This window comes from Streptomyces synnematoformans (genome assembly GCF_039531005.1).
GTDB lineage: Bacteria > Actinomycetota > Actinomycetes > Streptomycetales > Streptomycetaceae > Streptomyces > Streptomyces synnematoformans.
On the sequence record NZ_BAAAPF010000005.1, the window covers coordinates 26,297 to 53,050 of the forward strand.

Annotated in this window: 9 protein-coding genes; 3 read left to right on the forward strand and 6 right to left on the reverse strand. The window is 74.8% G+C overall.

Annotated elements, in window-relative coordinates; all coding sequences use genetic code 11:
- Positions 1 to 26: 26 nt before the first annotated feature.
- From ABD317_RS02830 to ABD317_RS02840, 3 genes are read right to left on the reverse strand one after another with little or no spacing between them, the layout of a single operon-like run.
- On the reverse strand, positions 27 to 2,306 hold the full coding sequence (locus ABD317_RS02830) for a M20/M25/M40 family metallo-hydrolase (protein WP_344287463.1): 2,280 nt from the start codon (positions 2,304 to 2,306) through the stop codon (positions 27 to 29).
- A 2-nt stretch (positions 2,307 to 2,308) separates the two neighbouring features.
- Positions 2,309 to 3,499 carry a cytochrome P450 gene (locus ABD317_RS02835; protein ID WP_344287465.1) on the reverse strand — a complete coding sequence of 397 codons (1,191 nt, stop codon included), beginning with the start codon at positions 3,497 to 3,499 and terminating at the stop codon, positions 2,309 to 2,311.
- Positions 3,496 to 4,764 carry an MFS transporter gene (locus tag ABD317_RS02840; RefSeq protein WP_344287467.1) on the reverse strand — a complete coding sequence of 423 codons (1,269 nt, stop codon included), beginning with the start codon at positions 4,762 to 4,764 and terminating at the stop codon, positions 3,496 to 3,498. The genes ABD317_RS02835 and ABD317_RS02840 overlap by 4 nt, the downstream gene beginning before the upstream one ends.
- A gap of 147 nt (positions 4,765 to 4,911) precedes the next feature.
- Here ABD317_RS02840 and ABD317_RS02845 point away from each other — a divergent pair, with 147 nt between their 5' ends.
- Positions 4,912 to 10,029, forward strand: a complete 5,118-nt coding sequence (locus ABD317_RS02845) for an amino acid adenylation domain-containing protein (protein ID WP_344287469.1) — start codon at positions 4,912 to 4,914, stop codon at positions 10,027 to 10,029.
- Positions 10,030 to 10,089: 60 nt separating this feature from the next.
- Here ABD317_RS02845 and ABD317_RS02850 read toward each other — a convergent pair whose 3' ends face one another.
- From ABD317_RS02850 to ABD317_RS02860, 3 genes are read right to left on the reverse strand one after another with little or no spacing between them, the layout of a single operon-like run.
- On the reverse strand, positions 10,090 to 10,815 hold the full coding sequence (locus ABD317_RS02850; protein ID WP_027752561.1) for an SDR family oxidoreductase: 726 nt from the start codon (positions 10,813 to 10,815) through the stop codon (positions 10,090 to 10,092).
- 26 nt (positions 10,816 to 10,841) lie between these two features.
- Complete coding sequence (gntD, locus tag ABD317_RS02855) at positions 10,842 to 11,843, reverse strand: guanitoxin biosynthesis L-enduracididine beta-hydroxylase GntD (RefSeq protein ID WP_344287471.1); 1,002 nt, start codon at positions 11,841 to 11,843, stop codon at positions 10,842 to 10,844.
- A 20-nt stretch (positions 11,844 to 11,863) separates the two neighbouring features.
- Complete coding sequence (locus tag ABD317_RS02860) at positions 11,864 to 13,018, reverse strand: tryptophan 2,3-dioxygenase (RefSeq protein WP_344287473.1); 1,155 nt, start codon at positions 13,016 to 13,018, stop codon at positions 11,864 to 11,866.
- A gap of 426 nt (positions 13,019 to 13,444) precedes the next feature.
- Here ABD317_RS02860 and ABD317_RS02865 point away from each other — a divergent pair, with 426 nt between their 5' ends.
- Together ABD317_RS02865 and ABD317_RS02870 are read left to right on the forward strand one after the other, a co-directional pair.
- The gene (locus ABD317_RS02865) at positions 13,445 to 15,103 is read left to right on the forward strand and encodes a condensation domain-containing protein (protein WP_344287475.1); all 1,659 of its coding nucleotides are present in this window, start codon (positions 13,445 to 13,447) and stop codon (positions 15,101 to 15,103) included.
- Positions 15,100 to 26,691, forward strand: a complete 11,592-nt coding sequence (locus ABD317_RS02870; protein ID WP_344287477.1) for an amino acid adenylation domain-containing protein — start codon at positions 15,100 to 15,102, stop codon at positions 26,689 to 26,691. Before ABD317_RS02865 ends, ABD317_RS02870 begins: the two co-directional genes overlap by 4 nt.
- Positions 26,692 to 26,754: the final 63 nt, after the last annotated feature.

A 26,754-nucleotide genomic window follows, 5' to 3' on the forward strand; every position in this document is an offset into this window, starting at 1 on the left:
GGCTGCACCTCCGCAGCCCGGGGCGGCTACTTCACCACGGTGCCCGTACTGGTCATCACGAAGTCGCCGTGGTCGTTCCCGGGCATGGTGTCCTGAGGACGGTCGATCTCGTCGGCCAGCGACGGGACCTCCTCGATGCTGAAGCTGCGGTCGCGGACGCGCAGCGGGAACGGCTCGCCCGACTGCACCTCCAGGGTGATGTCGAGGCCCTCCCGGGGAACGGCCAGGAACTCCAGGCTCCACGGGGAGCCGGCGTCGGGGGCGTCCGCGCCACCGGTGACCTTCGTCCCGTTGACCACGGCGCTGCGCACCCGCAGGCCGGACGGGTTCGTCACGACGAGGACGGGCGGCAGCCGCCGCGAGGCGACCGAGAACCGAACGGTGCGCACACCGTCGGCGACGACGTTGCGGAGCACCTTGATCTCCGGGCTCGGGAGGTCGGCCGCCGGTGCCTTCCCGGTGCGGAACGGATAGCGGTTGCTGAAGAACTTCGGCAGCCGGCCGCTCTCGACGGACTCCGGCGCGTGGTCCTCGATCCACGCCTGGGGGACCGGATCGGTCGTACCCCAGCGGGCCCGCCCGGTGTCCGAGTCGAGGAGGTAGAAGAAGGTCCCCGGCTCCGGGTGCTCCTCGTCGAACCCTCCGGTGGCCAGGGAGGCGGACAGCAGCGCGACCGCCGTGACCGGGGCCACGGGCGCGGCCCACTTCACGAGCGTCCGCGGCACGGTGAAGGGGAGGCTGACGGGGGAGAGGAGCAGGACCAGCAGGGCCGCCGTGAGGAGGAAGACGGTCCAGGCGAACTCCAGCCCGGTGACGAGCAGCGCGAGATAGCCGGCGGGCACCAGGAGCAGGAGTCCGACGGCCGCCGCGACCGCGTACCCGACGTCGCGGAACGAGGGGTAGGCGAGCGCCGGCCCGACGGTGAGCAGGGGCAGGACGAACACGTACGCGGCCTCGGGCAGCAGCAGGAGGGCCGCGACCGTGAGCACCGCCCACCACACCGCGGCCGCCGCCGCGAGGTCCGCGGCACCCGCCTTCCTCCGGCACCACCGCAGCCACAGCGCCAGCGTGCAGGCGGTGAGGACCGCGAACGCCGCCAGGAAGAGCCCGTTGTTGTAGACGTCGCCGAGGGGGATGTCGTCGTAGCCGGGGTAGAACGCGCGGAGCGCCTGCCACAGCGCGAACGGTACGAGGCCGCCGAGCACCGTGCCGCCCGCCACGAGCGGCACGGCCGTGGCGAGCCGCCGCGGTGCGAGGAGGCCGCGCCGCACGCCGGTGACCACCCCGGCGCCCAGGAGCGCGAGGGCGAGGACGCCGAGCAGGTAGGTCACCCACAGGGGGTGGGAGACGATGCCGACCAGGGGGAGGGTGAAGTAGACCTCGTCCGCGGTGGACCGGGCGAGGTCGGACGAGGCGAGGTGGGCGCCGATCTCGGTGGCGTACTCGCCGTGATGCTGGAGGCTCTGCCGATCGACGTGCTCCAGTGAGTCGACCGGGGTGTGGTAGTGCATCAGTTCGCCGACGTACGCGAAGTTCATGGCCTGCAGGCCGGCATCCTCGAAGACCGTGAAGTCGGTGTGGTGGCCGAGCAGCCCGTAGACCGACTCGCTGACGGAACTGGCGACCGGCGTGTCCGTCTCGTTGAGCAGCCCGGCGGAGGCGCCGCTGGACTCGAACATGATGGACGGCCCGCTCCTGCCCCGCGCCTCGAAGTTGAGCGCGGCCCCCACGTCGTCCGCCCACCGGTGCTGTTCGACGAACGCCTGGGCGCCGAGGCTGCCGTACTCCTCGGCGTCGGTGAACAGCACCACGATGTCGTTCCGGGTCGGCCCGGCCGCCTTGAGGGCACGGGCCGCTTCGAGGAGCGCGGCGACGGCCACGCCGTCGTCGTTGGCCCCCGGGCTGTTGCCCACCGAGTCGTAGTGGGCCGCGAGCAGCACGGCCGGCCCGTCACCGGTGCCCTCCAGCCGCGCCACGACGTTCTCAAGACGCGCGCCGGTGACGTCTCCGGGCTCTTCCTCCTCGAACACCACGGCGCGCTGGACCTCGGCCGTCAGACCCGTCTTCCGGAGCGTCTCGACCAGGTAGTCGCGGACCTCGGCGGTGTAGGCGCCGCCGGTCGGGCGGGGATGCTGCGCGATCCGCTCCAGGTGCGGGTACGCGCGCTCCGCGGAGAACCGCGTGGCCGGTGCGTCGGCCGACGCCGCCGAGGGCGGCTGGACCGAGATCAGTGCCGCGATCCCGCAGAGCAGCGGGAGAAGGACCACCAGGGCCGCCCGCAGGACCGAGGCTCGTGTTCCAGGCATGCTCAGACTCTCCACTCGAAGGAAACCGGAAGACGGCGGTATCCGTTGACCTTGGTCGCCCGGAGCCGCTCGGGCTCTCCCGCGTGCCGGACCGCGGTGACGTGCTCGGCGAGGCGTTCCAGAAGCATCCGCAGCTCCAGCCGGGCCAGCGCGCCACCGATGCAGTAGTGGAGGCCGTGCCCGAACGAGAGGTGGCGGTTGGGCCGCCGGCGGATGTCGAACCGGTACGGGTCGGGGAAGACCCGCGCGTCCCGGTTGGCGGCGGCCAGCCAGCTGACCACCGCGGTGTCCGCGGGGACCGGCCGCCCGTTGACGACGGTGTCCCGGAGCGTGACCCGCAGCACGTGGGGCCCCGGCGTCGACCAGCGGAGCACCTCCTCCACGGCGGTCCTGACCGCCGCCGGGTCGGTGCGGAGGGCCTCCAGGGCGCCCGGTGACGCGGCGAGGCCGTCGAAGGCGCCGGTCACCGAGTGCTGTGTGGTCGCGTTCCCGGCGGCGAACACGTTGTCGCAGTTGATCAGTACGTCGTGCTCCGACATGCCGTGGCCGAGCAGGTGGCTGACGAGGTCGTCGCCCGGGGCGCGGCGCCGGTGCCGGACGAGGTCGGCGAAGTAGCCCATGATCTGCAGGTGGGCCGTCGAGGGCGACATCAGCCGGGGATCGTCCGGGGCACCGACCGCGAACTGCGTCAGATACCGGAGCCGTTCGTGGTCGGCGGCCGGCACGCCGAGAAGCTCGCACACCACGGTGTTGGGGAGCGCCGAACCCAGCGCCGCCGCGTCCGTGACCGGCTGTTCGCGGGCGGCCGTGACGAAGTCGCCGAGTTCCCGTGCGACGACCCGGGCGAGCGGCCCCGCGGTGGCACGGGCGAGGTGGCCGCCGATGACCCGCCGCAGCCGGTCGTGCGCCGCGCCCTCGCTCACCACGATCATCCGGCCGCCACCCGCGTCCGGCCGCTGCCGGTCGAATCCGATGAACATCCCGTACTCGGAGGTGAACGGGGCGTCCGCGGCGAGCACGGCCGTGCAGGCACGGTGCGAGAAGACCGACCAGAACCCGTTGTGCGTGGTGCTCGGGGGCGTCCACACCACGGCGTCGTCCGCCGCGAACCGCCGCCACAGCCCGGTCGGGTCGGTGGTGGCGTAGAACTCGTCGCTGCCGAGTTCGGCGACCGGGTACGCGGGGGACGTCACGTGTACACCTCGCTGCGGTGGCGCAGCTCGCGCAGGGGAGCGGCGAGGAGCGGGACGCCGGAGGCGAGCAGGGCCGCCGGGGCGAGCCAGAGGGTGTTCCGCGCTCCGGTCACCTCCGCCAGCACCCCCGCCACCAGCGCCCCCGCCGGGGTGGCCGCCATGGGGAGCAGGCGGTAGCTCGCGTTCATCCGGGCGTGCAGCTCCGGCGGGGTCAGCAGGTGCCGCAGGGTCATGGCCGAGGTGCCGACGACGCAGCTTCCCGCGCCCACCAGGAACAGCGCGAGGGCGGCGCAGAGTGCGGTGACCACGACGGAGGTCGCCAGCGGTACGAGGACGAACGGGACGGTGGCGAACACGATCCCGCCGAGCAGTGTGCCCCGGTAGCCGAACCGCCGCAGGATGCCGGGCGCCGCGAGGGTGCCGAGCACGCCGCCGACGCCGCCGAGCGAGAGCGCGGCCCCGTACCAGCCGGGGCCCACGCCGACGTCGTTGAGCAGATAGATCACCGAGGAGACGGTGGCCAGCTGCAGCGCGCCGGCATAGAGGGCCGCGTGGACGGCGAGGGAGCGGATGGGCGGGTTGCGGAACACCGCCCGCAGCCCTTCCCGGGTCTCGCCGACGAGGTCCCGCCGGCCCGGGGCGTCCGCCGGACCGTCCCGGTCACGTCTCGCCGTGGCCGCCGCCGGCTTCTCCCGGCCCCGGATGGAGGTCAGGGTGAGGGCGGAGGCCAGGAGGGTGACGACGCTGACGAACAGCACCGACACCGCGCCGATGAGCCCGGCGAGTACACCGGTGACCCCGGGTCCTGCGGTCCCGCTGAAGGCCCGGTTCACGTTCATCCTGCTGTGTGCGACGGAGAGTTCGGAGGGGGCCACCAGGGTGGGTACGTAGGCCGCCGAGGCGATGTCGTACAGCAGGGTCATCGCCCCGCCCGCGAGCGCCACGACGTACAGGTGGGTCCAGGTCAGCGAGTCCAGCGCGACGGCCAGGGGGATCGTGGCCACCAGTACCGCGCGGGCCACGTCCGTGGTGATCAGCACCGGGCGCCGGGCCGCCCGGTCCAGCCAGACGCCCGCCGGCAGGGCCAGCAGGAAGAACGGGATCAGATACAGGCTCTGCAGCAGTCCGATCTCCAGCCCCTCGGCCCCCAGACGTGCGACGGCGATGAGCGGCAGGGCCGTCATGGTCACCTGGGAGCCGAACTCCGTGAGGGAGTTGCCCGCCCAGAGACGTCCGAAGTCACGAGAAAGGGCTACAGCGCTCACGGAGCCTCCTGCTGATCGGTGAAACCCTCCCGCTCGCGGCCGCCGGTGCATCAGTCGGGTAAAGCACTGACGTCGCGGCTCCGCTCCGCGGTGCGAGGCTGGCCGGTGGACACGGGAGAACCGAGACCGCCCGAGGGAGGCCGCGCGATGACCGCATGGCAGGTCGTGTTGGAAGCCGCCGCCGCCCGCACGCCGGACCGGCCCGCCTTCACGTACCGGCCCGACGGCGAGGGGCCGGCGACGGAACTCACCTACGCGCAGCTGCACGAGCGTGCCACCGCGATCGCGGCGGACCTGACCGGCCGCGGTCTCGGCGGGGAACGGGTCCTCCTGCTCCACCCGTTCGGGCTGGAGTACGTGGAGACGTTCTTCGGCTGCCTCTACGCCGGGGCCGTCGCGGTCCCCACCTACCCGCCGAGCCGCCATCCGTCGTCGACCGCCCGCTTCTCGGCGGTGGCCGGGGACTGCGGCGCGCGGGTCGCGCTGACGACGGCGGCCCTGCGGGAGAAGCTGGGGCGCAGGAGCGACCTGGCGGCCGCCGCCGCGCTGGAGATGGTGGTCCCGGAGCCCTCGGCGCCGGCTCCCCGCAGCCGGCTCCCGCGGCCGCGCGGAGAGGACCTGGCCTTCCTTCAGTACACCTCGGGATCCACCGGCCGGCCGAAGGGCGTGATGCTCAGCCACGCCAACCTGCTCGCCAACACCGCCCTCATCCGGGACGCCCTCGGACTCGGCGAGCACACGCGCGCCGTCTCCTGGCTGCCCATGTACCACGACATGGGCCTGATCGGATCGGTCCTGGGCACCGTGTTCTGCGGCGGCTCGACCCTGCTGCTGTCGCCGTCGTCGTTCGCCCGGGACCCGGGGCGCTGGCTGAGCGCGATCAGCGACTTCGGGGCCACCGTGAGCGGCGGGCCCGACTTCGCGTACAACCTCTGTGTCGAGCGTGTCCCCGCCGAGGTCCGCGCGTCCCTGGACCTCTCCTCGTGGCAGGTCGCCTTCAGCGGCGCCGAGCCGATCCGGGAACGGACGCTGCGCTCGTTCGCGGCGGCGTTCGCCGACGCGGGCTTCTCCGCGGGCGCGTTCCTGCCCTGCTACGGCCTCGCCGAGGCGGCGCTGATCGTGACCGCGGGGGAGCGCGGGAGCGGCTTCAGGACGGCCGCGGCGAACGGTTCCGACGACGCCGTGGTCGGCTCCGGCGGGGCGCTCGCGGGCGTCGGCCTGCGGATCGTGGACCCGGAGACGGGGACCGCGGCACCGGGTGGGGCGGAGGGCGAGGTCGAGGTCAGCGGCGCCAGTGTGGCCGGCGGCTACTGGAACCGGCCGCGGGACTGGGCCGAGGTGTTCCGGGACGGCTGGCTGCGGACCGGGGACCTCGGCTTCCTGCGCAACGGCGAGCTGCACGTGACCGGCCGGGCCAAGGACCTCGTCATCGTGCGCGGCCGCAACCATCAGCCCCAGGACATCGAGTCGACGGCCGAGGGCGCCGACTCCCGCCTGCGCGTGCACGGCTGCGCCGCGTTCGCCGTGCCCGGCGCCGAGGCCGAGGAACTCGTCGTCGCCTGCGAGCTGCGCCGGGAGGCCGGCCGGGGCGATCTCGACGAGATCGCCCGCCGTGTCCGGATCGCGGTCGCCGCCGCCCACCAGGTACGGCCGCGGCACGTGGTCCTCGTCCCCTTCGCCGGGCTGTCCCGCACCTCCAGCGGCAAGATCGCCCGGCATGCCTGCCGGCAGCGGTTTCTGGACGGCACCCTGGCCTCGCTGGCCGCGGGCCCCACGGCCCGTACCGCGGAGCCGCAGGCGCCGGAGCCGGCCGGCGGGCCGGACGCGACGCCGGCCGGGGACGCCGCGCGACTGCGGGCGGAGATCGCCGCCCTGCTCGGCACCGGCGTGGACGACGTGTCCGTGGACGCCCCCCTCATCGACCTCGGGCTCGACTCCCTCGACGCGCTGACGGTCGCCCACCGGGTCGGCAGGCGGACCGGCCGGGACCTGGTGGCCGACACCCTGCTGCACCGCAGCATCCGCGAACTCGCCGCCCTGGGCACCCGCCCGCAGGACGGCCCCGCCCCGTCGGCCGAGCCGGGTGACCACCCGCTCTCCGCGCAGCAGCGCGGCATGCGCTACAGCCACGACCTGGCGCCGGAGAGCACGGCGTACCTGCTCGGCGCCGCGGTCGACGTCTACGGCCGCCTGGACGTGGCCGCGCTGCGCGCGGCGCTGGCCGGAACCGCCGACCGCCACTCCGCGCTGCGCACCACCTTCCCCGTGGTCGCCGGAGAACCCGTGCAACGGGTGCACGCGAGCCTCGGGCCCGGCTTCCACCGTGAGGAGGTGCCCCCGGCGCTGCTCGGCGAACGGACCGCGGCCGTCGCGAAGACGCCGCTGGACGTCGTCAACGGCCCGCTGGTACGGCTCCACGTGCTGCGGACGGGGCCGGACCGGCACCGGCTCGTCCTGGTGCTGCACCATCTGGTGTCCGACCTGTGGTCCGTCGACCTGGTGCTCCGCGAGGTCTGCGAGCGCTACACGGGCGCGGCGGTACGCACCGGCCCGGCGCCCGGGTTCGCCGAACTCGTCGACCGGGAGCGGAAGCTCTTGGCGGGACCGGAGGGCCGCAGGCTGGCCGACCACTGGCGCGCGGCCCTGCGCGGCGCGCCCGCCGACATCGGTCTGCGCACCGACCGGCCCCGCACGACGCTGCCCCGCCTGCGGGGCGCGTCCACCACCTTCACCGTGGACCCCGGTACCACGGCGCGTCTGCGCCGGCTCGCCCGCGAGAACGGCACGACCCTCTTCACCGTCCTCCTCGCCGCGTACTCGCTGCTGCTCTGGCGCTACTCGGGCCGGCACGACCTGCTGGTCGGCACACCGGTGCACGGGCGCGGCAGCACCAGGTCGGCCGAGGTCGTCGGCTGCTGCATCAACACCGTCCCGGTCCGCTGCCGGGTGGATCCGAACGGCTCCTTCGGCGAGTTGCTCGGCCGCGTGGGCGCGGCGAGCAGGGACGCGTTCGAGCACGCGGCGCTGCCGTTCGTCGAACTGGCCGACGCGGTCGACGCCCGGCGGGACCCCAGCCGGCCCCCGCTCGTCCAGGTGATGTTCGCGCTGCAGCAGGCCTTCGCCGGCGGCGATCTGCCGGTCGCCGCCATGGCCGTCAACCGGCCGGGCGTGACCGGGCGGTTCGGCGAGGCGGTCTGCGAATCGGTCGCCCTGCCCCGTACCGGCGCCATGGCCGATCTCGCGCTGCACCTCGCGGAGGTCGGCGACGGCCTCTCCGGCGAACTCGTCCACGACACCGACCTGTTCGACCACGGGACGGCGGCACGGATCGTCCGGCAGTTCGTGTCCGTGCTGGAGGCCGTCCTCGGCGGCCCGGGCGGGCCGGTGCGGGAGATCGCCACGGCGGAGCCGGCGGCGCTCACGGGTCCGCACGCCGACTACGCGGCCGACGACCACGTCCACCTCCGGGTCGCACGGCAGGCCCGGCTGCGCCCCGGGGCCGTGGCGGTCGCCACCGACGGGGAGGGGCTGACCTACGGCCGGCTCGACCGCTCCGCCGACGCGCTCGCCGGCGCGCTGGCCGCCCGGGGCGTCCGCCCGGGGCACGTGGTCGCGATCCGCCTGCCCCGCGGCGCGGAGTTCGTGGTGAGCATGCTGGCGGTGCTCAAGGCGGGCGCCGCCTACCTCCCGGTAGCGCCCGAGCTGCCGGAGGACCGGATCCGGTACATGCTGACGGACAGCGGTGCGCACCTGGTGATCAGCCGCTCGGGCCTCGCCCGGGCGGAGCCGCCCTGCCCGGTCCTCGACCTCGGCACCGACCTCGGCACCGCCGCACCCGGCGATCCGGACGGCACGCCTCCCGAGGTGCCGGTGCACCCCGAGTCCGCCGCGTACGTGCTCTACACCTCCGGCTCCACCGGGCGGCCCAAGGGCGTACAGGTGCCCCACCGGGCGCTGAACAACTTCCTCGCGGCGATGGCGCGGGTGGTGCCGATGGACGCCCGGACGCGCCTGCTGGCGCCGACCAGCATGTCTTTCGACATCTCCGTGCTGGAGGTCTATCTCCCCCTCGTCTCCGGCGGGACCTGCCATCTCGCCGACGGCGACACCGTCCGCGACGGCCACGCGCTGCGGGCCCGGCTGGACACGGGCGCCTTCACCCACATGCAGGCGACGCCGGTCACCTGGCAGCTCCTGACCGACGCCGGCTGGACACCGGATCCGGACCTCACCGTGATCACCGGAGGCGAGGCGCTGCCGCGTGAACTCGCCGCGCACCTGTGCGCGTCGGGCGGGCAGGTCCTCAACATGTACGGGCCGACCGAGACGACCGTGTGGTCGGCGTCCGCCCCCCTCACCCTCGCCGACACGGCGGACGCGCCGCCGATCGGCCTGCCCGTGGCGAACACCGCGGCCTACGTCCTCGACGAGCAGCTGAACCTCGTGCCGGCCGGCGCCGAGGGACAGCTGCATCTCGGCGGCCACGGCCTGGCCACCGGCTACCTCGGCCGGCCGGGGCTGACCGCGGGCAGCTTCCTGCCGGACCCCTTCCGCGACGTCCCCGGCGGGCGGATGTACGCCACCGGCGACCTCGTACGGGTGCGCGCCGACGGACGCGTCGAGTTCCTCGGCCGCATGGACCGGCAGGTGAAGATGAACGGGCTGCGCGTCGAACTCGGCGAGATCGAGGCGCAGCTGGACCGGGTGCCGGGGGTGCGGCGCTCGGTGGTCGAGGTGTGCCGCGGCGCCGCCGGCCCGATGCTGGTGGCCTACGTGACGGGCGACACGGCGGCGTCGGACCGGGAGATCCTGGGCGGCCTGAGGGCCGTGCTGCCGGGACACATGGTGCCCGCCGGGCTGGTCCGGCTGCCCCGCCTGCCGGTGAACTCCAGCGGAAAGGTGGACCGCGGCGCCCTCCCCCCGCCTCCGGCCGCGGCGGGCGGCGGCGAGGATCCCGCGACGGGCCCCGAGGAGCGGCGGATCGCCGCGGCTCTGGCCGAGTTGCTGCACCTGACGTCGGTCGACAGAACCGTCAGCATCTTCGACATCGGCGGGAACTCGCTGCTGATGACCCGGCTGGTGGCCCGCATCGACAAGGAGTTCGATGTGCGGCTGTCGCTCCGGCAGGTCATGGAGGACCCGACGGTGGCCGGTCTGGCCACGCAGGTCACCGCCCAGCGGCGTACGCCCGGCCGGCCCGCCGCGGCCCCGGTCGTCCCGGTCGACCGCAGCCGGTACGCGGCCCGCGGGAGGCGGGGCGGCTGAGCGGAGAGGCCGGGCGCGAGCGGCGCCCGCCCGCCGGGCTCCGGCCGGAGCCCGCGTGGATCAGGCCCCGCCGAAGGCGGTCGTCGTCGCCCCCGCCGTCTCGCCGCCGTCGATGACCAGCTCCTGCCCGGTCAGGAAGCCGGCCGCGGGAGACGCGAGATAGAAGAACGCCTCGGCGATCTCGGACGGGGCGGCATGGCGGCCGGCCGGTATCCGCCGGTTGGTCTCGGCGAGCATGGCGTCGGTGTACTCGGCGAGCTGCATGGGGGTGAGCACCGCTCCCGGACTCACGCACGCGGCGCGTACGTGCGGGCTCAGCTCCATCGCGAAGGTCCGGCAGAGCGCGGCCACACCCGCCTTGGTCGCGTTGTAGTCCGCGTAGAACGGGTACCCCCGCAGTCCGTTGACCGAGGCGGTGGCCAGCAGCACGCCCTCCTTCCGCCCGACCATGATGCGTGCCGCGGCCTGCCACAGGGCCAGTACGCCGAGCAGGTTCACCGAGGTCGTCCGCCGGGCCTGCTCCTCGGTCAGGTCCAGCACGCCGTGGCGGACGCTGACGCCGGCGTTGGCGATCACGACGTCCAGCCGCCCGCGTTCGTCGTACACCCTCGTCACCGCGCTGCCGACGGCGGCCCAGTCCGAGACGTCGGTCTCGATCCACTCACCGGGCGTGTCCTGCGGCGGAGCGATGTCGAGGTTGACGACGTGGTCGCCGGCCTCGGCGAAGCGCTGGGCGGTGGCCTCTCCGATTCCGCTGGATGCTCCCGAGATGACAACGGTCCGCACGTTTCCTCCAAGGTGTTCGACGACGATCAGTACAGGACGCGCCGGCTCCCGGCCGCCCGGGCACGTTCGAGGCGGCGCAGGTCGCGCCGGACGGTCAGCTTCTTCAGCCAGCGGTCGGTGCCGTCGTAACGTGCCGGGAACGACTTCCGGCCGTGTACGGCGAGGTAATTGTCGACGACGAGCAGGGAGCCGGTCTCCACGACGACCTCGCGCCGGACGCGGTGCAGCTCCGCCATCAGCGCGTCGAGCGCTTCCTCGGCCTCGGTGTCGCCGGGCCCGCACCGCATGAACGGGCGGTCGATCCGGAGATAGGGGTTCAGCCGGTCCCCGAAGAGGACGGGCACGGCGGGCGGCTGCTCGGACAGCGCCCGCACCTCGGCCAGGGCGGCGCCGTCCGGCGCCCGCTCGGCCAGCTGCCGCAGGTGCTCGCCGTCGGGAAGGATGCAGAACCGCGGTTCGGCCAGCACCTTGCGCGTCCGGTCGTCCAGCACGACGTCGCGCACCGACGAGAGCAGGGTCGGCACCCGGTCGTGGTTGCGCATGCCCAGCAGCAGCAGGTAGTCGCACCGGTCGGGGTGGAAGCCGTCCTCGGTGTGGAACTCCAGCAGCGCTTCGCTGCCGTGGCCGTTCTGCTGCTGTTCGTCACCGCGGATCGGCAGGATGTTCTGCACCATACGCCCGGACTGCAGCGTCGCCCAGGCGAACGGGTCGCCCAGGACCGCCCCGCACAGCGAGAGGAGGACCTCCGCCTTCCGCGTCGTGGTGACGCCCGCCGCGCTCTCCCAGTGCGGGGGCGTCGGCCCCGCCGTCTCCTCGGCCACCGGGAAGCCCCGTACGAGGCAGGCCTCGGCCGGCTCGGCGCGGCGGAAGTCCGTGAGCAGGCCGCGCAGTTGCCGGGGCAGCCGCTCGGCGAGCGGCCAGTGGCGGTCGTGGAATCCGGGGTCGCCGGGATCGCCTTCGCTCTCGTCGGCCAGCACGGCGAGTGCCGCGGCGTCGGCGGGGCTGAGGGTGTGTTCTACCAGAGCCATGGGGTGTTCCTTGGTGAGGGTCAGGTCGTGAAGACGGGAACAGTGCGGGCCTCCGCGAGGTAGGGCACCCCCGCGGTGTAGCCGCTCCCTGGCTGGTCGCCGAGCATCCGGACGGCCAGACGGTGGTGGGTGCGCCGCCAGCGCTCGTAGGCGGCGGCGAACCGCCGCCGCTCCCGCTCGACGTGCGCGGCGGCGCCCGGCGAGGAGCCGAGCGAGGCGAGCGCCTCGTCGACGGTGCGGCGGCCCTCCAGGACCTCGTCGCGCACCACCGGAACCGACTCGTACGCGGCGGACTCCAGCCGTCCGGGGTCGGGCCTGCGGCACAGCGACTCCAGCCGCTTGTAGTTGTTCGACTGGATGGCGCTGGCCCCCTCGGTGTGCAGGCGGAACGTCCGGAACGCTTCGACCTGCATCGTGGCGAGCAGCGAGAAGAGGGGCGCGGTCTCGTCGAACCGGTCCGCCAGATCGCCCAGGACGGCTCCGGCGCCGCGCGCGTCACCGGCGTCCAGCAGCGCCGGGACGGTGGCCAGATGCCGCGCGGAGATCGCGAAGTGCATCTCGAAGGACTGCAGGATCCTGAGGAACAGGTACTCGTCGTGGACGGTGTCGACCGGCAGCAGCGTGGTCCGCAGCAGGTGGGTCTCCTGCGGAGTGCCGTCCTCCGCGACCGCGGTGACGGCCGCCCGCGCGGCCTCGACGGGCTCTCCCTCCGGGATGTCCGGGCCGCCGGTCCGGGCGGCGAGCCGGGCGAGGCCGCGCAGCCCGTGCCGGCAGCGCAGAACGACCGTCCGCCGGTCCGGCCGCAGCCGCGGCAGGGGAACGTCCGCACCGTCCAGCGCCGCCAGCTCGAAGGCGAGGGCATCGGCCACGAGGCGTATGACCACCCGGTCGGTGACGGTGTCGGCCGGCGCGGGGAACAGCTCGATCGCCAGGTAGGAGCCGTAGTCGTAGCGGCCGTCGTGCTTGTCGAGGGCGACGTCCAGGAAGCGGGCGAGCGGGGAGTGCGCCGCGGTCCTGGTCCGGGCCTCCGCGAGGGCCGCGAGCAGCGCCGCGGCGACCCGTTCCTTGCCGACCCGCTGGAACTCGGACACCACGGCCGCGTACGGGAAGTCCTCGGGGACGGGCTCGCGGAGCCAGCGGAGCAGGGGCGCCGGGAGTTCCGCGGCGGTGCTCATTCCTGCGGCCGGGGCGCCGCCGCGCGGAGGGGCCGTTCGCGGTGTGCCTTCATCGGGCTTTCCCTTCGGGTTGGCGGTGGTTCCGGACCGGCCGCGGACGGGCCGGCGCAAGCGCCGCGGACGGGCCGGAACTCCGTTTCCGGCGGACGCCGGTGTCCTGCACAGGAGCCGATCGGTGAAAAAGCGGGGGACGCGCCGGACCGTAGTCGCTCTCTCCCGGCCGCGCCGAGTCGGGGATAACCCCGATAGCCCGGACACGGTCACGAGGCCGACCATCGACCGATGATGTGGGCCGGGTGACGGTCCGCCGCCCGCGAGGGGGTGTCACACGCGCGGCCGGCTTCCGCGGCAGCCGCCGTCGACCGGCCACCGACCGCCATCCGCCATGCGGCCGACGAAGCCGAACGAACGTGAGGATCCACGCCGATGTCCGACCACGAAACGTTCATGCTGCCCGCGTCCTTCGGCCAGGAGCGGCTGTGGCTGCACGAGCAGTCCGGCCTCCGAGAACAGATCTACAACGTGGCGGGCGGCCTGCGCTTCCGCGGGGCGCTCGACGTCGACCTGCTGCGGCGCTGCCTGAGCGCGATCGTCGAACGGCACGAGGTGCTCCGCACCGTGTTCCGCCTCTCCGACGGGGAGGTCGTCCAGGTGGTGGCGCCCTCCGCCGAGGTGGACGTGCGGCTCGTGCAGGCGTCCGGCGACCTGGACCCGGTCCTGCGGGAACTCTCCTACGAGCCCTTCGACCTGGCCGAGGGCCCGCTGTTCCGCTGCCACCTGCTGGACCTCGGCACCGGCGAACACATCCTCTACGTCGTCCTGCACCACATCGTCAGCGACGGCCGCTCCCGGGACGTGCTGCTCGGCGAGCTGAGCGAGCTGTACGCCGCGGGGGAGGCGGGCCGTGAGCCGAAGCTGCCCGAGCTGGAGATCCAGTACGGCGACTTCGCGGCCTGGCAGCGCAAGGTCCTGGAGTCCGAAGCCCTGGACGACCAGCTCGCCCACTGGCGCGAGCGGCTGGCCGGGGTCCCGGACCTCCTCCTGCCGCAGGACCACACCCGCCCGCCCCGCCCCACCTACGCGGTCGGGTCCGCCGACGTGGCCGTCTCCGCGCAGGTCGTGGAGCGGCTGCACCGGGCCGCCGGCGGCCTCACCCCGTTCATGATCGCGGTCGCCGGGTACGCGGCCCTGCTCGGCCGCTGGAGCGGCCAGTCGTCGGTGGTGGTCGCCATGCCCGTGTCCGGGCGGGAGGAGCCGGAGCTGCAGGGGCTCGTGGGCTTCTTCGTCAACACGGTTCCGGTACGCATCGACCTGGACGGCGACCTGTCGCTGGCCGAACTCCTCCGGCACACCCGGGAGCGGTGTCTGGAGGCGTTCGCCAACGCCTCGGTGCCCTTTGAGCGGATCATCGACGACGTCCGGCCCCAGCGGGGCGGCGGCCGGCTGCCGCTCGCCCGTGCCTGGGCCGTGCTGCAGGAGACGGTGGACATGCCGCCGCTGTTCGGCCGGGAGGTCACCCTGGTCCTTCCACCGGGGGAGGAGCACTCGCCGTTCGACGTGCTGCTGGAGCTGTGGAGCGAGGGCGGTGCGCTGACCGGACGGCTCTCCTGCGCGGCCGACGCGTTCACGCGGGGGACAGCCCGGGACCTGGCGCGCACGTTCGAGGCGATCATGCAGGCACCCGCCACGACCACCCTGGCCGCGCTGCCGTTTCTGGTGCGGCAGAGCGACCCGGTCACCGAGCCCGAGGCCGGCCCGGCCCCCGCCGGGGAACCGGACGGCGCCGTGGAGCAACTGCTGGCGCGGCTGTGGACCGAAGTCCTGGAAGTCGACGACGTGTCCGTCGAGGACGAGTTCTACGCCGCCGGCGGCAACTCGCTGCGGGCGATCCAGGTGGTGACGCGCGCGCGTGAGCACGGCGTCGAGGTCCCCGTGGACACGGTGCTCGGGGAGCACACGATCCGTGATCTCGCCCGCCGGGGCACGGTCCAGGAGCCCGGTGCGGACCACGCACCGGCCGGCGCCCCCGAGCCCGGTGCGGCGGAACCCGCGCCCGGCCCGACCCCGGGGACCGAGGCCCGATGAGCACGCGGCGTCGCCCCACACTCGCGGAGACCCGGCGGTCGCTGCGGCGCACCACCGGTGCGGCCGCCCCCGGCGCGGCCGCGCCGGGGGCCGACGGGATCAGGCCGGTCGCCGACCGCACCGGGCTGGCGCTGTCGTTCAACCAGGAACAGCAGTGGTTCCTCCACCGGTGGGAGCCGTCCCGCTCGGAGTACAACGCCACCGTCCCGGTGCGGCTGCGCGGCCCCCTCGACGTGGCGGCGCTGGCCCACGCCCTGCGCACGATCGTCGGACGGCACGAGATCCTGCGCACCTGCTACGGCGAGGAGGACGGGACTCCGCACCAGGTCGTCACCCCGCCCGGTGGCCCGGACCTGCGGGTGGTGGACGCGACCGGCCGCGCCGAGGAGAGCGTGACCGAACTGGTCGCCGGACTGGGGGACGAGCCGTTCGATCTCGCACGGGGGCCGGTGGTGCGCGCGACGCTGGTCCGGGTGGACGACGAGGACCACGTTCTGGTGCTCGTCGTCCATCACATCGCCTTCGACGGGGCGTCGCTCACGATCCTGGTCGAGGAGCTGGTCGCCTGCTACGCGGCCGCCGGCGACAACGCGGCGCCGGTCCTCCGCGACATCCCGGTGCAGTACGGGGACTTCGCGGCCTGGCAGCGCGGCGCCGCCGCCGAGCAGCTGAGGGCCCGGCAGCTCGGCTACTGGCGCGAGCGCCTGGCCGGTGCGGCGGTCCCCGTGCTTCCGGCGGACCGCCCCCGTCCCGCCAGGCCCAGCGGCGCCGGAGCGGTCCACTCCCTCTTCCTCCCCGCCCGGCTCGCCGACGACCTGGCCGCGCTGGCGAAGGACCGCCGGGTCTCCCCGCTCAGCGTCTACCTGACGGGCTTCAACGCGCTCCTCGCCGCGTACACCGGGCAGGCCGACCTGTGCGTCGGCTCGGTGTTCTCCGGGCGCACCCGGCGCCAGACCGACCGGCTGATCGGCTACTTCGCCAACACGCTCGTGCTGCGCACCTCCGCCGCGGGCAACCCGACCTACGGCGAACTGCTGCGCCGCACGCACGAGACGGTCGTCGGTGCGCACCTGAACCAGGACGTGCCCTTCCACCGGCTCGTCAAGGAACTGGGCGGCACCGGCCAACCGGGCCGCAACCCGCTGTTCGACGTGTGCTTCACCATGCACCACGCGATCGCCGAGTCGGTCCGCGTCGGGGACGTGGAGGTCGGCCCCTTCCCGCTGCCGCGGCGTACCTCGCAGTTCGACCTCACCGTGGAGATCACCGAGGTCATCGGCGAGGGCATCTGCCTGTGGGCGGAGTACGCCACCGACCTGTTCGACCCGGAGCGCATCGAGCGGCTCTGCGACGACTACCTGGGCGTCCTCACCGCGATGGCCGCGTCCCCGGAGAGCCGGATCGGAGCCGGCCGGGAGTCCCGGCTGCTGCACGAGCTGTTCGAGGACAGGGCCGCGGAACAGCCCGACGCCCCGGCGCTGCGCACCCCCGACCGCACGGTGAGCTACGCCGAACTCGACGCCGCCGCCAGCCGGCTGGCCGCGGTGCTGCGGGAGCACGGTGCCGGGCCGGACGTCCCGGTCGCCGTCCTGCTCGACTCCGGCGCCGAGCTGACCACCGCGGCGCTCGCGACCATGAAGTCCGGGGCCGCCTACCTTCCGCTGGACCCCCTCCACCCCCGCGAGCGGTGGGCGGACGCCCTGCGGCAGACCGGATGCCGCCTGGTGGTCGCCTCCGCCGAGCGGGCCCGCGAGCTGCCCGCCGCGGTCACCGTGGTCGAACCCGGCCGGCGGGACGGACCGGACGACGCACCGCCCTGCCCGGCACGTCCCGGCAACCTCGCCTACATCATCTTCACCTCCGGCTCCACGGGGCAGCCCAAGGGCGTGCTGATCGAGCACGCGGCGGCCGTCAACTTCGTCCGCGGCACACCCGGCCGGATCGCCCCCGGCCCCCGCGACCGGGTCGTGCAGTTCACCAGCCCGGCGTTCGACGTCAGCGTGTACGAGATGTTCGTGACGCTGGCCGGCGGCGGCTGCCTCGTCTCCGCGCCCAGGGCTGTCCTGCTCGACCCGCGGGCGCTGGCCGCCCTGATGCGGCGGGAACGGGTCAGCGTGTTCCTGTCGACGCCCGCCACCCTCTCCCTCCTGGACGGCTACGACCTGCCCGACCTGCGGAAGCTGTCGATCGGCGGCGAGGCGCCCAGCAGGGACCTGGTGCGCCGGTGGCGGGCGGACGGCCGTGTCGTGCAGAACGGCTACGGCCCCGCGGAGACCACCGTCGAGGCGTCCTGCGGGATTCTGGACGACCGGGACTGGGACGAGCTGCCCTCCATCGGCGGCGAGCGCGCCGGCTACCGGATCCACCTCCTGGACGAACACGGCGCTCCGGTGCCCGACGGAACCGCCGGGGAACTCCACATCGCCGGAGCCGGGCTCGCCCGGGGCTACCTCGGCCGGCCGGGACTGACCGCGGAGCGGTTCGTCCCCGACCCGTTCGGACCACCCGGCACGCGCATGTACCGGACCGGCGACCTGGCCCGCCGCCGCGGCGGCGGCCTGCAGATCCTCGGCCGCACCGACCGCCAGGTCAAGATCCACGGGCACCGTGTCGAGCCCGGCGAGATCGAGGTGGTGCTCGCCGACCACCCCGACATCGCCCAGGTCGCGGTGTCGGTGAACGACCGCGGGAACGGCGACAAGGACCTGGTCGCCCACGTGGTGCCCGCGGCCGGCGAGGCGCCGACGGCCGCGGCCGTCCGTTCGTTCCTGCGCGGCAGGCTGCCCCCGGTGATGATCCCCTCGCGGGTCGTCGCGGTGCCGGCGATGCCCGTCACCGTCGGCGGCAAGGTGGACCGTTCCCGGCTCGACGCCGGCACCGCCCGGACCCTGCCCGAGGTCTTCGAGCGGCAGGCGGCCCGCACCCCCGGGGCGCCCGCGGTGACCGACGGCACGCACGCCCTGACCTTCGCCGAGCTGGACGCCCGCGCCAACCGGCTCGCCCGGGTACTCCGCCGGCACGGCGCCGGCCCCGAGGAGATCGTGGCCGTGGCCACGGGCAAGTCGGCGGACACCGTCGCGGTCCTGCTGGCCGTGCTCAAGGCCGGGGCGACGTACCTGCCCCTCGCCGAGGACGCCCCCGCCCAGCGGTGCACCCTCGTCCTGGCCGACGCCGCCCCGCGCCTTCTGCTCCACTCGCGCGGCGCCCGCACCGCGGCCGGGGCCGCCGACGCCGAGGGCGTGCCCCGGCTGTGCCTGGACGAACTCGACGCCGACGGCGAGGATCCCGGCCCCCTCGGCCTGCGCACCGATCCGGCGCAGCGGGCCTACATCCTCTACACGTCGGGCACCACGGGCCGGCCCAACGGCGTCGCGGTCGAACACCGCAGCGTGGTCAGCCTGTTCCACTCGCACGGCAAGACCGTCTTCGCGCCCACCGCCGGCGACCGGCGGCTGCGCGTCGCGCTCTCCGCGCCGCTGGGATTCGACGCCTCCTGGTGCGGACTGCTGTGGATGCTGGCCGGGCACCATCTGCACCTGGTCGACGACGCGGTCCTCGGCGACACCGGGGCGTTCCTCACCACCGTCGAGAAGCACCGGATCGACGTCGTGGACGTCACCCCGACCTTCTGCGGCCACCTGCTGAACGCCGGGCTGTTCGCCCCCGGGCGGCACCGGCCCGGCGTGGTGCTGCTCGGCGGCGAGGCGGTCCCCGAACCGCTGTGGCGGCGCCTGCGCGCGCTGACCGGCGTGCGGGCGTTCAACCTGTACGGGCCGACCGAGTGCACGGTCGACATGCTCGTGTGCGGCCTGCACACGAGCGAGACCCCGGCGATCGGAACCCCGGTGGACGGCGCCGGGCTGCACGTTCTCGACGCAGACCTGCGTCCGGTCGAGGACGGCGCGGCCGGAGAGCTGTACGCGGCCGGCGCCTGCCTCGCCCGCGGCTACCACCGCCGGCCGGGCCTCACCGCGTCCCGGTTCCTGCCGGACCCGCTCGGCGGGCCGGGGGCACGGATGTACCGCACCGGCGACCTCGGCCGCCGCCGCGCCGACGGCCTGGTGGAGTTCCTCGGCCGCGCCGACGAGCAGGTGAAGGTCAGCGGGTTCCGCGTCGAACTCGGCGACGTCGCCGCCGCCCTCGCCGACCACCCCGACGTCGCGCAGGCCGCGGCGCACATCGTTGGCGGCGGGCACCTGTACGGCTACGCGGTGCCCGCTCCGGGCCTGGCCGTGGACCCGGCGGCCGTGCGCCGGCACGCGGCGGGCCGGCTGCCGTCGCACGCGCTGCCGGCGGGGGTCGTCGTCCTGCCCGAGCTGCCGCTGACCGCCAACGGCAAACTGGACCGGGCGCGCCTGCCCGACCCCGGTGCCAGGGTCGCGTCCCGGGCGCCGCGCACGCCGCGCGAGGAGATCCTGTGCGCCGTCTTCGCCGACGTCCTCGGGGTGGACGGGGTCGGCATCGACGACGGCTTCTTCGCGCTCGGCGGGCACTCCCTCCTCGCGACCCGGCTGGTCAGCAGGGTACGCAAGGCGCTCGGCGTCGAACTGCCGCTGCGGGTGCTGTTCGAGTCCCCCACCGTCGCCGAGCTGGGGCCGCGCCTGGCGGACGCGGGTGAGGCACGCCCCGAGCTGCGGGCCGTGCCGCGGCGCGAGGCCGTGCCGCTGTCGCACGCGCAGCAGCGGCTGTGGTTCCTCGCCGAGATGCAGCCGGACAGCCCGGCCTACCACATGCCGGTCGCGGTACGCCTGTCCGGCGAGCTGGACCCGGCGGCGCTGCGCGCGGCGCTCGCCGACGTGGTGCGGCGGCACGAGAGCCTGCGCACCGTCTTCCCCGCGGCGGCCGGGGAGCCGTACCAGCACGTCCTCGACCGGACACCGGACCTGCGGACGGAGACCGTGACGGAGCCGGAGCTGGCGGACCGGCTCAGCGAGGCGGCCGCGGCCCCCTTCGACCTGCGCGCCGACATTCCGCTGCGCGCGCACCTGTTCACCCTGGGCGCCCGGGAGCACGTCCTGCTGCTGGTGCTCCACCACATCGCCTGCGACGGCGCCTCCATGGGCCCGCTGATCAGCGACACGGCGGCCGCCTACGCCGCCCGCCGGACCGGCGGGGACGCCGGCCTGCCCCAGCTGCCCCTCCAGTACGCCGACTACACGCACTGGCAGACCGAGCTGCTCGGGCGGGAGAGCGACCCGGACAGCAGGATGTCCCGGCAACTCGGCTACTGGGGGGAGGCCCTGGCAGGGCTCCCCGAGGAACTGGCCCTGCCCACCGACCGGCCGCGGCCCGCGCGGCCCACCGGCCGCGGCGGTACCGTGCCTTTCAGCATCGCCCCCGACCTGCACCGGGACCTGCTGCGGGTGGCCGGGGGCAACAGGGCCACGCTCTTCCTGGTGATGCAGGCGGCGCTCGCCGCGCTGTACACCCGGCTCGGCGCGGGCGAGGACGTTCCCGTCGCCGTACCCACCACGGGACGCGACGATCCGCGGCTCGACGAGCTGGTCGGGTTCTTCGTCAACACGCTCGTGCTGCGCGCGGACACCTCCGGCGACCCGTCCTTCACCGCTCTCCTGGAGCGGGTGCGCGCGGTCGCCCTCGACGCCTACGCCAACGCCGAGGTCCCGTTCGAGCGGGTCGTCGACCAGCTCGGCCCCGTACGCTCGGCCGCCCGGCACCCCCTGGTGCAGACCATGATCGCCTTCGACCAGTTCCCGGACGGGCAGCTGGACGTCGAGGGCCTGACCATGCGCTGGGAGCAGGCCGAGGTCGCGGCGCCCAAGTTCGACCTGCTGTTCAACGTGCGGGCGCACGGAGCGCAGGGCGAGGCCGCCGGGATCGACCTGGGGCTCCAGTACAACGCCGACCTCTTCGAGCGCGCCACCGTCGAGCGCATCGGGGCCCGGTACCTCGCGGTCCTCTCCGCCGTCGCGGCCGACCCCGGCGTACGCATCGGTGACCTGCCCCTACTGGACGCGGCCGAACGGGACCGCGTGCTGACCGAGTGGAACGACACCCGCCGGCCGGTCCCGCCCCGCACCCTGCCGGACCTCATCGAGGCCCAGGTGGAGCGCACACCGGACGCCGAGGCCGTGCACGGCGCCCTCACCTACACCGCGCTGAACACCCGGGCGAACCGGCTGGCGCGGTGGCTCATCGCCCGCGGCGCGGGACCGGAGTCGGCCGTCGGCCTCGCCCTGCCGCGCTCGCCGGAGCTGGTGGTGGCCGTGGTCGCCGTCCTCAAGGCCGGTGCCGCCTACCTGCCGATCGACCGGGAACACCCCGCGGAGCGGATCGCCCTGCTCTCGTCCGAGGCGGACCTCGTCCTCAGCGAGCTGCCGGAGGACCTCGCGGCGTACTCCGGCAGCAACGTCGCCGACCGGGAGCGCACCGTCCCCCTACTCCCCGCGCACCCCGCCTTCGTCATCCACACCTCGGGTTCGACCGGCGCCCCCAAGGGCGTCGTCATGCCGGGCAGTGCGCTGGTGAACCTGCTGGCCTGGCACGCCGACCGGCTTCCCGGCGGGCCGGGGACGCGGACCGCCCAGACCGCGGCCAGCGGCTTCGACGTCTTCGCCCAGGAGGTCCTGTCCGTCCTGACCACCGGCCAGTGCCTGGTGGTGCCCGGGCGGGACCTGCGGATGGAACCGGAGGCCATGCGGGCCTGGCTGCGGGAGCAGCGCATCGACCGGTACTTCGCACCCAGCACCGTGATCGAGGCGGTGGCCGAGGCACCGGGGGAGGAGACCCCCGGGCTGGCCGACGTCGTCCAGGCCGGCGAGGCCCTCGTGCTGACCGACGCCGTCGAGCGCCTGCGCACCCGGGTCCGCGTCCACAACCACTACGGCCCCACCGAGACCCACGTCGTCACCACGTGGACGTCGCCGCCCGCGGACGAGCAGACCGCGCCGCTCCCGCCGATCGGCCGCCCGGTGTGGAACGTACGCTGCTACGTCCTGGACGACCGGCTGCAACCGGTCCCCGCCGGGGTGACCGGTGAACTCTACGTGGCGGGCGCCCAGCTGGCGCGCGGGTACCTGCGGCAGCCGGGGCGCACCGCCGCGTCGTTCCTGCCCGACCCGTTCGGCCGCGGCGGAGAGCGCATGTACCGCACCGGCGACCTGGCCCGCTGGTCGGGCTCGGGCGCCCTGGAGTACCTGGGACGGGCGGACCGGCAGATCTCCCTGCGCGGGTTCCGCATCGAGCCGGGCGAGATCGAGGCCGCGCTCAGCCGGCACCCCGCCGTCCGGCAGGCGGTGGTGCAGGTACGGGACCAGCGGCTGGTCGCCTACGTCGTCCCGGAGGCCGGGGAGGTCGACGGCGAGTCGCTGCGCGAGCACGTGGGCGCGATCGTGCCCAGGCACCTGGTGCCCGCGGCGTACGTCCCGCTCGACGCGCTGCCGCTCAGCCGCAACGGCAAGGTCGACGCGCGCGCGCTCCCCGACCCGCCCGCGGCGGCCGCCGGCGGCCCGGGGCGCGCGCGGACCCAGCGCGAGGAGATCCTCTGCGGACTCGTCGCCGAGGTGCTCGGCATCGACGCGGCCGGGCCGCACGACGACTTCTTCCAGCTGGGCGGCCACTCGCTGCTCGTGGCCACCCTCGTGCGCAGGATACGCACGGCCTTCGGCGCGGACCTGCCCGTGCGGGCCGTGTTCGACGCTCCGACCCCCGCCGGGCTTGCCCGGCTGCTCGAACGCGCCGCCCGGACCGGCTCCGGACAGCCGGCCGCGGCCCCGCTCACCCGCCGGCCGGACGGCGAACCGGCCCCGCTGTCCTACGCGCAGCAGCGGATCTGGTTCGTCGAGCGGCTCGGGTCCGCCGGCGACGCCTTCCACATCCCGTGCACCCTGCGGCTCACCGGGGATCTCGACGTCCCGGCGCTGCGCCGGTCGATCACGCACCTGATGCGGCGCCACGAAGTCCTGCGCACCGTGTCCGAGGAACGCGACGGGGTGCCGTGGGCGCGGGTGGTCGAGCCGCCCGCGGACGTGCTGCCGACCGTGGACGTCACCGAGGAGGAGGTCGCCGCCCGCTGCCGGCAGGAGCATGCGGTCCCGTTCGACCTGGCGCGCGACGTGCCGATCCGGTGGCTGCTGCTGCGCGTCCGGCCCGGCGAACACGTCCTGGCGGCGACGCTGCACCACATCGCCGGGGACGGCCTGTCCCTGCGGGTGCTGACGCGGGAGCTCTCCGAGATGTACCGGGCCGGCGGCTCGGCCGCGGGCCTCGCGCCGCTGCCCGTGCAGTACGCCGACTACGCGTACTGGCAGCGCCGTCTCCCGCTGGCGGACCAGCTGGCCGGCTGGCACGCCGACCTGGCCGACGCCCCGCTGCTGGACCTGCCGACCGACCGGCCCCGGCCCCGGGTGCAGACCTTCACCGGCGGCCGGGTCCACGCCGAACTGGACCCCGAGAGCGCCGCCCGCCTGCGGGCCGTCGGCCGCCCGGCCGGGGCGACCCTGTTCATGACGCTGCTCGCCGCCTTCCAGCTCTTGCTGGGCCGGGCCGCGGGACAGCGCGACGTCGTCGTCGGCACCCCCGTGTCGGGCCGGCACCACGCCGAGGTGGAGCAGCTGGTCGGCTGCTTCCTGAACATGCTGCCGCTGCGCACGGACCTGTCCGGGAACCCCGGGTTCCGTGACCTCCTGGACCGCGTCCGCGACCACGTGCTGGAGGTGTTCGACCGGCAGGACGTGCCGTTCGAGCAGATCGTCGAGGCCGTCGCGCCGGAACGCGACCTCAGCCGCCAGCCGCTCTTCCAGGTCATGCTCAACATGCTCCCCGGGGCCGCGCCGGTGACCGACCTCGCGGACGTGACGGTGACGGCCGACCTGCCGGACGAGACGGCGTCGAAGCTGGACCTCACGCTGTACGTGGACGACGAGGGCCCCGGGCTGTCGTTCTCGCTGGTCCACAACACCGACCTGTTCCTGCCGGAGCGCATGGAGCGGCTCCTCGGACAGTACGTGTCCCTGCTGGAGCAGATCGCGGCGGAACCGGACCGCCCCGTCGAGGAGTACCGGCTCCAGCACCCGGCGGCGGCCCCCGTGCGGCCCGCGCCGGTGCTGCCGCGGCGTGCCGAGCACGCCGTGCACCACCTCGTCGAAGCACAAGCGGACCGCGCACCGGAGGCGGTCGCGCTCACCGACGCCGCCGGGACCTGGACTTACCGGGAACTGGACGAGCGGGCCAACGCGCTCGCCGCCGAACTGTCCGGCGCCGGGATCCGGCCGGGCGAGCGGGTCGCCCTGGACGGCCCGCGGTCCGCGGCACTGGTGTGCGCGACGGTCGGCGTGCTGAAGGCCGGGGCGGCGTTCGTCCTGCTCGACCCCGCGGACCCGCCGGCCAGACGCGGTCGGCTGCTGGCCGCCTCCGGGGCCCGCGCGCTGGTCCGGCTCGGGCCGGCGGCGGATCTGGACGCACCGGTGGTGCTGCGGACCGACCTCACCGCGACGGCGCCGCGGCCCGGTGTCCCGGTCGGTCCGTGGGACGCCGCGTACCTCGCGTTCACCTCCGGGACCGCGGGCACCCCCAGGGGCGTGATCGGCACGCACGCCCCGCTGACCCACTTCTTCGACCGGCAGGCGCGCGAGTTCGGCCTCGGCCCCGGCGACCGGTGGAGCGCGCTGGGCGGGCTCGGGCACGACCCGTTCCTGCGCGAGGCGCTCGGACCGCTGACCCTCGGCGGCACGGTGTGCGTACCGGACGAGGAGCAGGCGCGGTCCCCCGAACGGCTCGTACGCTGGCTGCTCCGGCAGCAGGTCACCGTCGCCCACCTCACCCCGGGCCTCGGCGAGCTGGTCGCGCGGCCGGGCCGGGAACTGCCCGACCTGCGGTACGTCTTCTTCGGCGGCGACCGGCTGACCGCCCGGCACGTCGAGGACCTCCCGGCGCCGAACGCCGAGTTCGTCAACCTCTACGGCACCACCGAGACACCGCAGGCGGTCTCCTGGCACCGGGTCCCCCGCCCGCCCCGCGACCCGATCCCGGTCGGCACCGGAATCGACGGGGTGGACCTGCAGGTGCGGACACCCGGCGGGTTCCCGGCGGGTGTCGACGAGACCGGCGAGATCGTCGTCCGTACGCCGTACCTGTCGGCCGGATACGACGGCGATCCGGCCGGCACCGCGGCCCGGTTCGGCGAGCAGGACGGGGAGCGCACCTACCGCACCGGCGACCTCGGCCGCCGGTGCGCCGACGGCGCGGTCCTGGTGCTCGGCCGGGCGGACGACCAGGTGAACCTGCGCGGCCATCGGGTGGAGCCCGGCGAGATCGAGGCCGCCCTGAGATCCGCACCCGGCGTCCGCACGGCCGCCGTCCTCCCGCGGGACGACCGGCTGATCGGCTACGTGACCGGCCCGGACGCCTCGACCGAGGCCGTCCGCCGGCATCTGCGCACCCTGCTCCCCACGCCCGTGGTGCCCACGGTGACGGTCCTGACCGAACTGCCCCTCACGCCGAGGGGGAAGCTGGACCGCTCCCGGCTGCCCGCCGCCGGACGGACCGCCGACGCCGGCGCCGTCGCCGTCCCGCCCCTGGCCGGGCTGGAGAGCGACATCGCCCGCGTCTGGAACGAGGTGCTCTCCCGGCCAGGAACGGGCAGGCAGGACGACTTCTTCGACGCCGGCGGCAACTCCCTCCTCCTCGTCCGGGTCCAGACCCGGCTGGAGGAACTGCTCGGCCGGCGGGTCCCCCTGGCCGGCCTCTTCCAGCACACGACCCCCGCATCCCTCGCCCGGTGGCTGCAGGGTGACGACCGCACCACCGGTCCGGTCGTCACCCTGCAGCCCGCCGGAGACGCGCCCCCGTTCTTCTGCGTCCACCCGGTCGAGGGCGGCGTGGGCGGGTTCCGCCTGCTCGCGAACGCCCTCGGCACGGAACGGCCGTTCCACGCGCTGCAGGCCCCCGGCGTGGACGGCGAGCGGGAGCCCTGCCGGGACGTCCGCGAACTCGCCAGCCACCACGCCCGGCACATCCGGGAACTGCGGCCCGACGGCCCGATCCTGCTCGGCGGCTGGTCCTTCGGCGGTGTGGTCGCCACCGAAGTGGCCAGGCAGCTCGGGGAGGCGGGACGTGCGGTGGGGCCGGTCGTGCTCCTGGACAGCAGGGCACCTGGCCGGATGGCCCGTCAGATGGAGGGCCTCGTGGACTTCCTCGACCGCTGCGAACCGCACCTGCCGGCACTGTCCCGGCTGCTCGACGCGCCGCAATCGCACGCCGCGGGGAACGGGGCGGACACGTCCGGCGTGCCGGCGGATCTCGTCGAGGAACTGCTCTCCACGGACCCCGACTCCGTGCACCGCCTCCTGCTGCTCGACACACACGCCCGGGAGGTCGCCCGCGCACACGTCCACGCCATGAGCCGGTACCGGCCGGAACCCGTGCGCACCCCCCTGGTGCTGCTCCGCGCGGCCGACCGCTCCGGAGACCTGACCCGCGACCCCGCACTCGGCTGGCAGGACCTCGCCCGGGCCCCCCTGACCATCCACGAGGTTCCCGGAGACCACTTCTCCCTGCTGACGGAACCGCACGTGACGACGCTGGCGGCCCGCCTGCGCACCGTGCTCGCGGACGCCGACCGCCGATGACGCCCGCCCCGGAGGAGACCACACGACAGCGGGAGCGCACTGCCGCGCGCCCCGGCCGCGGTG

Coding starts and splice junctions, on each gene's coding strand:
- ABD317_RS02845 (WP_344287469.1), top strand. CDS start 4,912: ATGACCGCATGGCAGGTCGTGTTGGAAGCCGCCGCCGCCCGCACGCCG.
- gntD (WP_344287471.1), bottom strand. CDS start 11,843: ATGGCTCTGGTAGAACACACCCTCAGCCCCGCCGACGCCGCGGCACTC.
- ABD317_RS02860 (WP_344287473.1), bottom strand. CDS start 13,018: ATGAGCACCGCCGCGGAACTCCCGGCGCCCCTGCTCCGCTGGCTCCGC.
- ABD317_RS02870 (WP_344287477.1), top strand. CDS start 15,100: ATGAGCACGCGGCGTCGCCCCACACTCGCGGAGACCCGGCGGTCGCTG.
- ABD317_RS02830 (WP_344287463.1), bottom strand. CDS start 2,306: ATGCCTGGAACACGAGCCTCGGTCCTGCGGGCGGCCCTGGTGGTCCTT.
- ABD317_RS02865 (WP_344287475.1), top strand. CDS start 13,445: ATGTCCGACCACGAAACGTTCATGCTGCCCGCGTCCTTCGGCCAGGAG.